9 protein-coding genes are annotated in these 14,352 nt (G+C 30.3%); 5 read left to right on the top strand and 4 right to left on the bottom strand.

Going from position 1 to position 14,352, the window contains the following annotated elements; all coding sequences use genetic code 11:
- Positions 1 to 17 precede the first annotated feature (17 nt).
- Both JJC02_11660 and JJC02_11655 read left to right on the top strand, forming a co-directional pair.
- Positions 18 to 2,645 (top strand): pyruvate, phosphate dikinase, encoded by a 2,628-nt coding sequence (locus tag JJC02_11660; protein ID UDN53559.1) that lies wholly within the window; start codon positions 18 to 20, stop codon positions 2,643 to 2,645.
- A gap of 212 nt (positions 2,646 to 2,857) precedes the next feature.
- Entirely contained in the window at positions 2,858 to 3,103 is a 246-nt protein-coding gene (locus JJC02_11655) for a zinc ribbon domain-containing protein (protein UDN53558.1), read from the top strand.
- A 276-nt stretch (positions 3,104 to 3,379) separates the two neighbouring features.
- Here the strand turns inward: JJC02_11655 and JJC02_11650 are convergent, their stop codons facing one another.
- The 3 genes from JJC02_11650 to JJC02_11640 are packed head-to-tail and all read right to left on the bottom strand — an operon-like array spanning position 3,380 to position 9,085.
- Positions 3,380 to 4,702, bottom strand: a complete 1,323-nt coding sequence (locus tag JJC02_11650) for a TolC family protein (GenBank protein UDN53557.1) — start codon at positions 4,700 to 4,702, stop codon at positions 3,380 to 3,382.
- 21 nt (positions 4,703 to 4,723) lie between these two features.
- Positions 4,724 to 7,858 (bottom strand): efflux RND transporter permease subunit, encoded by a 3,135-nt coding sequence (locus JJC02_11645; GenBank protein UDN53556.1) that lies wholly within the window; start codon positions 7,856 to 7,858, stop codon positions 4,724 to 4,726.
- A gap of 3 nt (positions 7,859 to 7,861) precedes the next feature.
- Positions 7,862 to 9,085 carry an efflux RND transporter periplasmic adaptor subunit gene (locus JJC02_11640; GenBank protein UDN53555.1) on the bottom strand — a complete coding sequence of 408 codons (1,224 nt, stop codon included), beginning with the start codon at positions 9,083 to 9,085 and terminating at the stop codon, positions 7,862 to 7,864.
- 253 nt (positions 9,086 to 9,338) lie between these two features.
- On the opposite strand from JJC02_11640, the gene JJC02_11635 reads away from it, so the two are divergent.
- On the top strand, positions 9,339 to 9,824 hold the full coding sequence (locus JJC02_11635) for a MarR family transcriptional regulator (protein UDN53554.1): 486 nt from the start codon (positions 9,339 to 9,341) through the stop codon (positions 9,822 to 9,824).
- A gap of 97 nt (positions 9,825 to 9,921) precedes the next feature.
- Here JJC02_11635 and JJC02_11630 read toward each other — a convergent pair whose 3' ends face one another.
- On the bottom strand, positions 9,922 to 12,150 hold the full coding sequence (locus JJC02_11630; GenBank protein ID UDN53553.1) for a type IA DNA topoisomerase: 2,229 nt from the start codon (positions 12,148 to 12,150) through the stop codon (positions 9,922 to 9,924).
- 112 nt (positions 12,151 to 12,262) lie between these two features.
- On the opposite strand from JJC02_11630, the gene dut reads away from it, so the two are divergent.
- On the top strand, positions 12,263 to 12,694 hold the full coding sequence (gene dut / locus JJC02_11625) for a dUTP diphosphatase (GenBank protein UDN53552.1): 432 nt from the start codon (positions 12,263 to 12,265) through the stop codon (positions 12,692 to 12,694).
- 261 nt (positions 12,695 to 12,955) lie between these two features.
- Positions 12,956 to 14,146 carry an SH3 domain-containing protein gene (locus JJC02_11620; protein UDN53551.1) on the top strand — a complete coding sequence of 397 codons (1,191 nt, stop codon included), beginning with the start codon at positions 12,956 to 12,958 and terminating at the stop codon, positions 14,144 to 14,146.
- The last annotated feature ends 206 nt before the right edge of the window (positions 14,147 to 14,352 follow it).

Raw genomic sequence — 14,352 nt, 5'->3', positions numbered from 1 at the left:
TAATGGGGGATTTAACAATGGAAACTAAGTATGTTTATAGTTTTGGTGAAGGAAGCAAAGACATGAAATCTTTACTAGGAGGTAAAGGTGCCAATTTAGCAGAAATGACTAAGATAGGTTTACCTGTTCCTCCTGGATTCACTATAACAACAGAAGCATGTAATGATTATTATGTTAACAATGAAAGTATAAGAGAAGATATAATAAAAGAAATAGAAGAGCATTTAGCCACTTTAGAAAAAGAATTAGATAAAACATTAGGATGCAATAAGAATCCATTATTAGTATCAGTTCGTTCTGGTGCAGTATTCTCTATGCCAGGAATGATGGATACAATTCTTAATCTAGGTCTTAATGATAATAGTGTTGTTGGTCTAGCAGAGGCTACACAAAATGAAAGATTTGCATATGATAGTTACAGAAGATTCATACAAATGTTTTCTGATGTTGCTATGGAAGTTCCAAAATATAAATTTGAAAATGTATTAGACAGAGTAAAAGAAGAAAAAGGATACACAGTTGATACAGAACTTACAACTGAGGATTTAAAAGAAATAGTAAAAGAATTTAAAGCAATTTACAAAAAAGAAATAAAAAATGATTTCCCACAAGACCCAAAAGAGCAATTAATGCTTGCAATAGAGGCTGTATTTAAATCATGGAATAATCCTCGTGCAATCGTATACCGCAAGTTGAATGATATAGCTCATAACTTAGGAACAGCAGTAAATATTCAATCAATGGTATTTGGTAATATGGGAGAAACTAGTGGTACAGGTGTTGCATTTACTAGAAATCCAGCCACAGGAGAAAATAAATTATTTGGTGAATTCTTGATGAATGCACAAGGCGAAGACGTTGTTGCAGGTATAAGAACTCCTCAAAATATATCAACTCTTGCTGATGTAATGCCAGCTGTATTTGATGAATTCGTAAAAATTACTCATATACTTGAAGGTCACTATAAAGATATGCAAGATATAGAGTTTACTATAGAAAATGAAAGATTATATATACTACAAACTAGAAATGGTAAGAGAACAGCAAAAGCAGCAATAAATGTAGCAGTTGATTTAGTTGAAGCTGGAATAATTGATGAAAAAGAAGCTATAATGAGAATTGAGCCTAATCAATTAGACCAATTATTACATCCAAAATTTGAAGATAACGCATTAAAAGAAGCTAAAGTTATAGCAAAAGGTTTACCAGCATCACCAGGTGCGGCAAGTGGTAAAGTTTATTTCAATGCTGATGATGTAGTAAAAGCAAATGAAAAAGGAGAAAAAGTAGTTTTAGTTAGACTAGAGACATCTCCAGAAGATATAGAAGGTATGATTAAAGCTGAAGGAATTCTTACAGCTAGAGGTGGAATGACATCACATGCAGCAGTTGTTGCTAGAGGTATGGGCAAATGTTGTGTTGCTGGATGTGGAGAGATAAAAGTTGATGAGTTTAATAAAGAAATAAGAGCACTTGATGATGTAGTTATAAAAGAAGGAGAATACATTTCTATAGATGGTTCTACAGGAAATGTGTACCTAGGAGATGTTAAGAAAACAGAAGTATCTTTAACTGGAAACTTTGAAAAATTGATGAACTGGGTAGATAAGCACAAATGTATGATGGTTAGAACTAATGCAGATAATCCTAGAGATGCTCGTGCAGCTATAGAGTTTGGTGCTGAAGGTATAGGTCTATGTAGAACTGAGCATATGTTCTTTGATGAAGATAGATTACCAGCAGTTAGAGAAATGATATTATCTAATACAGTAGAGCAAAGAGAAAAAGCACTTGAAAAAATATTACCAATGCAAAGAGAAGATTTTGTAGAGTTATTCAAAGTTATGGATGGAAAACCAGTTAATATAAGATTACTAGACCCACCACTACATGAATTCTTACCTCATGATGATGAGACTATAGAAGAACTTGCAGAATCTATGGGAATAAAAGTAAGTGATATTAAGAAGAGAATAGTTGATTTAGATGAATTTAATCCAATGCTTGGACACAGAGGTTGTAGACTTGCAATAACTTATCCTGAAATATGTGTAATGCAATCTAAAGCCATAATACAAGGAGCTATAGAAGCAATAAGAGCAGGTGTTAAAGTTTCTCCAGAAATAATGGTTCCATTAGTTGGAGAAGTAAATGAGTTAAAGATAATAAGAAAAATGATAGTAGATACTGTTGATGCTATAATAAAAGAAGAAGGGGTAGAAGTTCCTTATACTATAGGTACTATGATAGAAATACCTAGAGCTTGTTTAACTGCTGATGAAATAGCACAAGAAGCGGACTTCTTCAGTTTTGGTACTAATGACTTAACTCAAATGGCATTTGGATATTCAAGAGATGATGCTGGTAAATTCTTAAGTCAATATGTAGATGAAGAAATACTAGAAAAGGACCCATTCCAAGTACTAGACCAAAATGGTGTTGGTAAATTGGTTAAGATGGGAGCTAAATTAGGTAGAGAAGTTAAACCAGAATTAAAACTAGGAATATGTGGAGAGCATGGTGGAGAACCATCTTCAGTAGAGTTCTGTTATAGTGTGGGGCTTAACTATGTATCTTGTTCACCATTTAGGGTGCCAATTGCTAGACTTGCAGCAGCTCAAGCATCTATAAAAAATCCTAGATAATAATAGACTGTAAAATATATAACTAAATTAAAATAATATCCCCTATTGTTTAATGTATCAAATTAAGTATTTGTAAGTTGAATATAGGGGATATTTATTATAAAAATTTAACTTATATAGTTGTAAGTGAAACGTATTTAATTATATTGCATATATTACTGTAGAGAGAAATTTTAACTATAATTAAATTGAGTTTACTGGAGGGGATAAAGTTGACAAAGTGTCCTAAATGTGGAAAGGAAGTATCATCACGTCCAGGTAGTGTATGCCCACGATGTGGATTTAAAGTAGCAGAGGAAAGTCTAAAAATAAGATGTCCAGAACCTAGCTGTAGGGCTTTGGTATCTAGGAAATTGGACTATTGTCCTAAATGTGGATGCAAACTTAGAGGATATAATATTTCTGAATTTGTTAATATGGTGAGATGCAAAATAGATGAGACATTTGATAAAAGATAATTAAATTTAGAGTTAAGCTTTTGAGGGTGTCTCAAAATGAACTTTTTAGTTCATGAGGCACTCTTTTTTGTGTGAAATCAAATATATTTTTATTATTTAAATAATGAAAAAGAGGCTTATCTCTATTTTGAGATAGCCTCTATCAAAGTATACGGTTTTATAAGTAAATATATCTTTGCTAATCTATTTCTATTATTTGCCTTCTGAATCTTCCATGATTAAAGTTACGAGTGTGCATAGCTATTTTTTAATCAAATGTATGTTAAAGTAATCTTTCTATTTACTAGAATTGTTTCCAGTATTAAGTATCCAAGGCTTCTCTATACCATTTTTTAATGAGTTATAATTCACAATAAGTGTGTCATAGCTATTTTTAGCATCATCATTACTTACAACTTGTTTTTTATAATCAGTTAGAGTAATTAATCCTAAATCATATCTTAATTTAGTATTTTTTAATTGTTTTTCTGATAGTTCAAGTTGCTTTTTAGTAGTCTGAATTGTATCTTCTAAAGCAAGTAATTGAGCATAGCTATCAATTAATCCTTTTTTAAGAGCTTTCTTACTGTCTTCTAATGTTACTAGACCATTTTCAGTATTGTATTTTTGCTGAAGATAATTTGCATAAGTAGTAAGACCAGCAGCATAAGTTTTTCTTTCAAGATTATATGCGTCAACTTTGTTTTTATATTGTTCATAATCTTTTTTATACTTATCCATAAGAACATTATATTCATCATCAGTTAGACTACCTTGTTCTGGTTTTTTGGGAGCAACTGGTCTTGTAAGACTAGGTCTATCTGGTAAATCTACTTTATTCTCATCATCATCATAAAAACTTTCTTCTGTACGTTCTAAAATCAATTGGTCATATTTTAAATATTTATTAACCTTACCTTCCATATATGAATCAACTGAGCCACCTACTCTAAAAGATTCAAATCTATATTCTTTATCTAATTGATAATTGTTTAAATCTATATTAGTTAACAATTTAAAATAGTCTTGGTTATTTTTTAGTTCTTGAAGTTTGGCTTTTTGAGTATTTTGTAATGTCTGAAGTTCAAGTTCAGCTGACTCAGTTTCTAAAGAGGTTACTAACCCTAAATCCTTTTTTAATTTCATATCTTTAATTTCTTTAGTTTTTATCTCAATATTGTTTTTTATCTTATCTAGTTCATTTTCTCTTGAGACTAAATCATTAAATTTATTAGTAATGTCGTTGGCTATTTGGTCTTCCATAAATTCTTTAGCTTGCTCACTTTGATTTTTAAGAAGTCCCATTTGGTCATATGGAAATGAGTTGTTACCTTCATCATACCTATCAATTTCATCTTGTACTTTTAACTTTTCTTTTAACATTTTTATTTCTTCTGATTTCATTTTTAATTTTTCACTATTTTTAAGTGCAGCACTTACAGCTTCTCTAGCAGTCAAAATTTCCTTTTCAGATGTTCTTTTATTTGATTCACTTACAATGGAATTATCAACTTTATTTATAGAAGAAGTATTATCATCTGCATAAATTGGTATTAGATTGGCTGTTATTATACCAACACCACAGCCAATTGCAACCATTTTGCTAACTCTTTTATTCAATACAATCACCCTCCATTCTATTTAAACTTTAGCTTTCAATTTTGGTTTCTTTATTATCTTGCGCTTTATACTTCCTATTTTATCTGTTATCTTACCAAATATTTTAGGCATTTTGCCTGAAAACTTATTTTCCCATTTATCAAATATTAAGTATATAGTAGGTATAAGTACCAAAGTTATAAGTGTAGATACAGTTAGACCACCCATTATAACTATAGCTAGTGGTTGCATTGTCTCCCCACCTTCACCAAGAGATAGTGCTGTTGGTAACATACCTAAAATTGTTGTTGCTGTAGTCATTAGAACTGGTCTTAATCTTGCTGCACAACCAATTGAAACCAAACCAATTAAATCATTATTACGATTTGCTTTTCTAAGTTGCTCTATGTAGTCAATAAGAACTATACCATTATTAACAACGATACCTATAAGTAAGATTATACCTAGCATACCGACAGTACTTAAACTTTGACCACTAACTAGAAGAGAAAGTACAACTCCAACAAATGCAAATGGAACACAGAACATAATTATAAATGGTTTACTAAATGATTCAAACTGAGCTACCATTACCATATAAACTAATGCTATAGCTATGACCATTGAAAATCCAAGACTCGCCATAGATTCATTCATCATCTCTGTTTCACCACCAACACCTATAGAGTAATCTTTAGGAATTACCATTTTGTTCGTTTTCTCTAATGCTAGTTTTGTAGCAGTACCAGCATCTAAATTGTCAAGTGTAGCAGTTATATTTACAGAAAAGTCTCCATCAGTTCTAGATATAGATTGTAAACCATCTGCCATTTTTATGTCTGAAAAAGCCCCAAGAGGAACTTCTTTTCCAGTTGCCGAATTTACTTTTAATTGTTTAATATCTTCTAGATTATCAATACTATCTGCTTTAAATTTTAGATTTACATCGACCTTGTAATCATCAATTGTGGCAGTAGTAACTGAATCACCATTTATTGCTGTACGTAATAATCCTGCAATTTCAGTAGTATTTACACCATATTCCTGAGCTTTGTGTTTGTCTATTGTAAATTGAGCCTCTTGTGTTGTATCTGCAAGAGACGTTTCAACGTTTCTAAATCCTTTTATAGAACTAAATTCTTTTTCAGCTTCTTTTCCTAATATCTTCAATACATCTAAATCAGGACCTTTCATTTCTAATGTGAAGTCTGCTCCTCCAGCTCCACCCATAACACTACTGTTTTGACTTACGTTTATTTTACAATCTGGCACAGTAGCAACCCTATCAATTATCTCTTTTTCTATTTCATCAGTAGTCCTTTTTCTATTTTTTTGAGATTCTAATTCAATTGCTATATTTGCTATATTATTGTTTGAATCTGATGTTAAAGTTGTTATTAAAGTTTTAACTTCTGGAATATCTGAAACTTTTTTCTCGGTCATAGATACATAATAATCATTGTATTCTAGGCTAAGACCTTTTGGAAGTTCTATAGAAATAGATAATTCTCCCTTGTCTGCAGCAGGCATAAAGTCCATACCTATGAATCCCATTCCAAATAGGGAAGCTACAAAAATAAGTAAACTTGATATTACAACTAAACGTTGATGTCTCAAACATACACTTAATAATTTTTTATATGCTTCACTTACCTTATCAAATATAGGGCTATCTTTTTCTTGCATCTTTTGGCTATTTTTTCCTCTACTTAATTTTGCAAATACACTAGGAACAAGTGTAATTGCACCTATAAAAGAGAAGGCTAGGGAAGCTATTAGTGTTTTACCCAATGCTCCAAAGGTTATTTTGGCTATACCTTCTGTAAACATAATAGGCAAGAATATTGCTATAGTAGTCAATGTCGATGCAAGTATTGCATTGGTTACAGTTCTTGTTCCCTCAATAGCACAATCGTCAAGACTTAACCTACCACTTTTCCTATATTTAAATATATTTTCAATTACAACTGTAGCATTATCAACAACCATACCAACTGAAATTACCAATGAACTTGCAGTAATAAGGTTTAAACTTTCACCAGTAAAGTAGAGAATTGCTATAGCACCTATTATAGAAATTGGTATTGCAACTGCAACAACTAGTGAAGCTCTTACACTTTTTAGGAAAGCAAATATTACAATAAATGCAATAACAGCACTTATAAGTAAGTTGCTCATTACACTGTTTATTGATTCGCTTATGTATGAACTTGTATCGTTAGCAATTTTAATTTTAAATTGAGGATTTTCTTTATTCAATTCATCCACATATTTATATGCACTTTGCATAACTTTTACAGTATTGGCATCCTGTTGTTTAGAAATATCAATTACTAAACTGTCTTTTCCATTGTATCTATAAATACTGTCTTTGTCTGCGTATCCATAATCTACACTACAAAGATTATCTAATCTAACTGTATTTCCTCCCTTTACAGGAATTTGAATCTGTTTTATGTCCTCTAAAGATTCTAGTTTATCAATTGCTCTTAGAACTATTTTATCCTCACCTTGAGTAATTGAACCATAAGGGAATGTTTTATTACTAGATGATAAAATGCCCTTTATAGTTGATAAACTGACTCCATAATTTGAAAGAACCGCTGGGTCAGCTATTACATTAATTTGTGCTTTTTCTCCACCTTTAAGGTCTGCTGATGTAACACCATCTATAGATTCTATTTTAGGTTGAATTACATCCTCAGCATATTTTCTTAATGCCTGTGAACTATTTTCATTTCCTCCAGATATAACAAGCTGACCTATAGCTTGTGCATTCATATCTAATTTTAGAACTGTTGGTTTAGCTGAATCATCTGGAAGGCTAGTCTGCAATGCATCAACTTTAGACCTAACATCATTCATTATCTCATCTAAATTAGTTCCAAATTCAAATTGAGCCACTACCATAGAAACACTTTCTTGTGAACTTGATATAGTAGATTTTACATTTGAAACAGCTGATAAACTTTCGTCAACTTTTTGACTAATTTGTTCATCGACGTCTTGAGGACCAGCACCTGTCCAAGTAGTCATAACCATTACAACCGGTATTTCTATATCAGGCATTAGGTTTATTGACATTTTCTTATATCCAATACCACCAAAAACTATTAATACTAAAAAGACCATTATGATTGTGAGAGGACGTTTAACGGAAGTATGTGTTAAATTCATAGTCTAATTCTCCTTTTCTACAGGAAATATCTTAGTTCCATCAGAAATAAGACTTATCCCTCCAATAATCACTGTATCTTTATCACTCACACCACTTTTAATTTCTGTTTTATCCTCTGTTACAATTCCAGTTTGAACTAATTTTTTCTTTGCTATATTATCTTTGTTTGTTATGTATACATATTTCTTTCCATTTTCTTCAAATATAGCCTTTTTAGGCACTGTAACAGCACCATTTTCTTTTTCGACAATTAAGTTTACTTGAGCAGACATTCCTGCTTTAAACTTGTTGTTTGTATTAGTAACAAGTACTTTAACAGGATATAAAGACGTCTGAGGGTCAACTACTGAGGGTACATAATCTATTTTTCCTAGAACTCTTTGGCCCTCAATTATAACATCTACATTTCCATCCTTCTTAAATTTACCTATATCTGATTCTGCCACATTTAAATCAACTTCTAATATATTAGGATTAGAAATAATAAAAGCTGGCTGTGATTGTGTTATCATTTCTTTTGAATCAAAGTTTTTAGCCGTTATTGTACCATCTACTGGAGATGTTAATGTTAATTTATCTAAGTTACTCATTGCTAAATTATATGATACTTGAGCCTGATCAAGTTGTTTTTTAGCAAGTGATTTAGATTGAGGTATACTTTTTGAAATTACTGTATCATATGCTCTTTGAGCAGAATCTAGTTGTTGCCTTGATTGTTTCAAAGCAAATACTATCTTTTTAAATTGGTCTAAACTAATTACTTCCTGATCATAAAGAACCCTATTATTGTCATAATTTCTTTGAGATTCGTCATATTGAATCTTTGCATTATCAAGAGCTGTTTTTGCTTGATTTACCTGAGCTTCTAATGAGCCACCAGTGGCACTTGAATAACTTGCTTTTGCTAAATCTAGTGCTGCCTTACTCTGTTTTACACTATTTTCTAGCTCTGGACTGCTTATGCTCAATAATTCATCTCCTTTTCTTACATTTTGCCCAAGTTTTACATAAACTTCTTGAACTGTGCCAACAGTCTGTGCAGTAACAGCTGTTTCATCTTTAACCTTTGTAGTTCCTGAGAAAGAATTTGTGTTTTCAATTTCTCCACCTACTGCTTTTTGAACAGAGACTGCTATTGGTTTCTCAGGTTCAGATTCTTCTGTTTTTCCACATCCAACTAAAAACAGTGAACTACACATTAAGAAAACTATTAAATATCTTTTCATATTTCCTCCTATTATATATTACACACTAGCTTATTGTAGAATTTAAAGTGTCTTATAATTTAAGTTTAGTTTTAGACTAATTAAAAAACTTCCCTTTTATTGGCAATTTATAATTCTCTAATTTGATTATAAATTTATAATTATTATGAGTCAATAACTTTTTCTTGTTTTAAATTTATTAATAGTTTATAATTTATACTATATTAAATAACGAATATTTTATTATATTATCTATTGAAGGGATGTTACGAATATGGATAACAACAAGATACTTAAAATAGCGGACTCTTTTTTAGACTTTTTATTTGTACTTGAGAATAATATATTTAAAGAAAGTGATTTGTTAAAAAAATTTCAAAATAACTCGGATATAATGAAAGCGTATTTTGAAGAATGTCCAATGGCTCCATCGCATGCTAAGGTAATTCTTTATCTTATGACATCGAATTCATCATCAATCTCTCAAATAGCTTCTAATTTAGGAATTTTAAAATCAAACATGACACCGATTATTGATAGATTAGTGGAACATGGTTTAGTCAATAAATTTCCTGATCCAAAAGATAGAAGAATTCTTAGAGTTGAATTAACAGATAAGGCATTTGAATTATTTGATGCGGTAAAAGCCATTTTCAAAGAATCTCTAGTAAAAAAATTATCGAATCTTTCTGATGAAGAGCTAACTTTATTGGATGAACATACACTAAAGTTATCAGAAATAGTAAAGAAATTAGGTTAGCTATCACTATTTACAAAGTTAAAACTTTGCAAGAAAAGAAATGGCAGTAGCATAATATTCTATATTATACTACTGCCATTTCTTTTCTTATGAGTATTTAGTTATCAAACTCTATTTTCCAATTAAAATAGCCAGTATCTGGGTTTTTATTATATTTTAATGTAGCATCAAATTTATTACCGTTTTTAGCAGTTAAAGATTTTACTCTTGTTTCACCTTTTTTTAAAATATTTTTGACCATTGTTTTGTTAACTTTCTTTTTATAAAGACTTAAGTACTTATCATTTTTCCAAATAACAAATTTACATTCTTTGTGATTTTTACAAGCAAATCCTTTATCAAATTCAAGTACATCACCTTGACAAATAGGACATTTACCAAGGGATTGATTTTCATCATTATTTCTACCTTCTTTTTTGATGTCAGAATCTTTTGATATACCAACTTCTTTTTCAGCATTAGTCACATCTTTTTTCTGTTTTTTTTCTTTTGTTTTGGTAAATTTTTTAGTTTTTGAATCAAAAGTATATGCTTCTGTGTTTATATTTTTTGAAGCGTCTTGTTTTATAATATTTACATTTTGATATATAAAACTAATTATATTAGTAAGATATTCTTTTCTAGTGTATTTTCCTTTTTGAATATCGCTCAAGCTTTTTTCAAGTTTTCCAGTATAATCTACATCAAATAAGTCTTTAACAGGAAAAATTTCAACTAAATTTTTTCCAAGGTCTGTTATAGAATAAGATTTTCCTTTTTTCTTTACATATCCTACTTGATTTATCTTATTTAATACATCAGCACGTGTGGCTGATGTTCCAATTGAATATCCAGACAGCACTGTTGTATCTTTTTCAGGCACATTTTTGCCACAATTTTTCATAGCTTTTAAAAGGGTGTCCTCAGTATATGGCTTAGGTGGAGTAGTTTGCTTAGTTAGTGGTTTTATTTCTAATACATCTACAATATCATCTTTATTCACAAGTGGAAGTAAATCGTTTTTTTCTTCCTTATTATATACTTCAAGATATCCTTTTGATTTAAGTACCTTACCTTTTGTTAAAAAAGTACAATTATCTACTTCAGTCTTAATTTCTGTGTTCTCATATTCAGCAGGAGGCATAAAGTTTGCTATAAACCTATCTTTTATAGTATCATAAACTAATTGTTCATCCTTAGATAAGCTTTTGGGAATTATATAAGTTGGGGTTATAGCACTATGAGAGTCTACCTTAGAAGAATCAAAGACCCTTTTAGTTTTAGAAAACTTAATTTTATTTTCGTATTCAAGACCAACCTTTAGTTTGTCTAGAGTTTGAGAAGCTTTTGAAGCCAAACTTTCTTCCAAGAAAATAGAATCAGTTCTAGGGTAAGTTATATATCCACCCTTACCATTCCCCTCATAAAGAGATTGACAGACGTTTAAAACCTTGTCAGATGTAAAACTCGAATACTTAGAAGTTATATATCCTTGAAGTGATGTCAAACTAAAAAGTTTTGGTGCATATTCTTTTGACATAGTAACTTTTTTATCTAGTATTTTACCAGTTTCAGACGTAATTGAAGCTATAATTTTATTTGCATCTTCAAGTGTATCAAATTTACTTTCTTTGCCCTTAACATATTTACCTTTATATTCACCAGTTTCAGCTTTAAAATGACCTTCTATTTCATAATAAGTTTTAGGAACGAAATTTAGTATTTCCATATCTCTATCATAGACTAATTTAACTGTTGGAAGAATTACTCTACCTATATTTAATAATTTTCCATTTCCATATTTTAATGTAGCAACAGAAGTGAAATTTATTCCAATCAACCAGTCAGTAATGAGCCTTGTATATCCAGCAGCTTGAAGATTTCTCATCTCATCTTCGTCTTTTAAGTTTTTTATACCTCTTGTAATATCTTCTGGTGTCCATTCATTTACCAAGATTCTTTTTACTGGTTTTTTATTTTTTGCAAGTAAAAATATTAAAAATGCTATAAGTTCTCCTTCTCGGTCATTATCAGTAGCATTTATTACATATTCCACATCTTTTCTATTCAAAAGCTTTTTTACAGTGTTGAATTGTTTGGTTTTAGAACTATCAATTTTAAATTTAAACTTATCTTCAGGAACAAATGGAAAATTATTCATTTTCCAAGATCCAGAATATTTATCTTTATCATAATCCTTCATATCATATAATGATACTAAGTGTCCAACCGCATAAGTAATTATATAATCATTTCCTTCAAAGTAGCCATCTTGTCTGGTCTTTGCACCTAAAAATGATGCTATAGTTTTTGCCACAGATGGTTTCTCAGCAAGTACAAGTTTCATAAAAAATCCTCCTTTAAAACACTAATAATTATATTACCACAAAAAAATAAAAAACTTCAAGAGGTCTAAATTTAAGTTATAATATTTATAGAAAGTTGAAAGGAGATATAAAATGTACAATTTGAAAGTAAAAAAACTAAGTGATGATGCTATAATACCTAATTTCGCTCATAAAGGTGATGCTGGTATGGATTTGTATTCTATAGAAGAGGTTGTAATACCTTCTGGAGAGACTAAACTTATTAAAACTGGAATATGTATAGAGCTTCCTGCTATGACAGAAGCACAGGTAAGACCTAGAAGTGGGCTTGCCTTAAAACATTCTATTACTGTGTTAAATACACCAGGAACTATTGATGAAGGATATAGAGGAGAGCTTAAGATTATATTAATAAATCATGGGAAAAATGATTTTAAGGTTGAAAAGCATATGAAAATTGCTCAAATGATAGTAAAACCTATCTATGATATTAACATAGAAGAAGTAAAAGAATTAAGTGACTCTGAAAGAGGAAAAGGTGGGTTTGGCTCAACTGGATTTTAAAAAGTTACAAAAAAGTTAAAAAATATAGCCATCTTTTAAAAAGGTAAAAGATGGCTATATTGCTAAATTACAGGCTATTAATGATTAAAATTCATTCATGGTAATTTATGGTAAATAAATATTGCTATAGACAAATAGTTACAAATTTGTAATAATATTAATATAAAAGAAATAATTGATATTTTAATATAGTGTCAATTATTTTTTTTATATTTAGAAATGAAATAAAGATAGTAGAAAAGAGGAGATGAGTGGAAAGTTATGAATTTTAATCAAAAGAGGATAGCAGCCAGTATAATGGCAACTGCGATAATAATGCCTACCATGGGTAACTTAGCATATGCTAATGAGTCCGAAGTAGAAAGTGTAAGCATGGAAAGCAGAACAATAACAGGGAATGCGGTAAATTTTAGAAAAGGACCAGGTACAAACCATGAATCAATGGGGAAACTTTACAAAGGTGATAAAGTTGAGTACGTAGGAAAAGATGGTTCTTGGGTAAAAGTTAAATATAATGGAAACACAGGTTATGTGCATGGGAATTATGTAGCAATAAATAACCTTGGAAATAGTAATGAAAGTAACGATGCTTCAGTTAAGTCAACAAAAGTTGTAACAGCAAAGGGATTAAATTTTAGAACAGGGCCAAGTACAAGTAGTTCTAAAATATCTACACTAGGATACGGGACTGAAGTTGGATACATATCTGAGTCAAATGGATGGTCAAAAATAAGTTCTAATGGTAGAGTGGGTTATGTTTCAAGTAAATATTTAGGAACTAGTGTAAATGACTCTACAAATGAAAATGATGTAAACAGTTCAAATGACCTTGTAAAAGATACAAAGGTTGTAACAGCAAAGTCATTGAACCTTAGAACAGGACCAGGTACAGGTCATTCTAAAGTATCTACATTAAGCTATGGTACTGAAGTTGGAAGCATTTCTGAAAATGGAGGATGGACAAAAGTAAGTCATGACAATCAAACAGGATACGTGTCAAGTCAATATCTTGCTGAAAAAGGTTCTGTTGATACTTCAACTCCAGCTGATTCAACTAATTCTCCAAGTCAGGGAGCTGACAGTGTAATAAGTTTTGCAAAAACACTACTTGGAAAACCATATGTATGGGGAGCAGAAGGTCCAAATAGTTTTGACTGTTCTGGATTCACACAATACGTTATGAAAAAATCTGCAGGAGTTAGTATACCAAGAGTATCGAGAGACCAAAGCAAGTATGGAACATATGTAAATAGAGGAGACCTTAGAAGTGGAGATTTAATATTTTTTGATACACAAGGTTCAAACAATGGTTCTGTAAGTCATGTTGGAATATATATGGGAAATGGAGATATGATACATGCATCTTCAGGTTCATCAAAAAAGGTAACAATATCTAATATAAATAGTAGCTACTATTCAAGTAGATATGTAAACGCAAGAAGAGTTTTATAATTATTTTTTATTATGAAACTTAATAAATAGATTTTTCTTTATTGCTTATAATATGAAAGCAGGTACAATATTGATAGTAACATATATTAAATTTATGCTACTATTTGGTTGGTACCTGCTTTTTTTATTTATTTTCTCCGTTTATAGAAAATAAGTTGTATTTATATTTTTTTATAAATTTTAACACAAACAGTAAATTATAAATT

Source organism: Clostridioides sp. ES-S-0054-01 (assembly GCA_021561035.1).
Lineage (GTDB): Bacteria > Bacillota > Clostridia > Peptostreptococcales > Peptostreptococcaceae > Clostridioides.
Note: the sequence above shows the minus strand (reverse complement) of the source record. Positions and strands in the feature narration are given on the sequence as shown.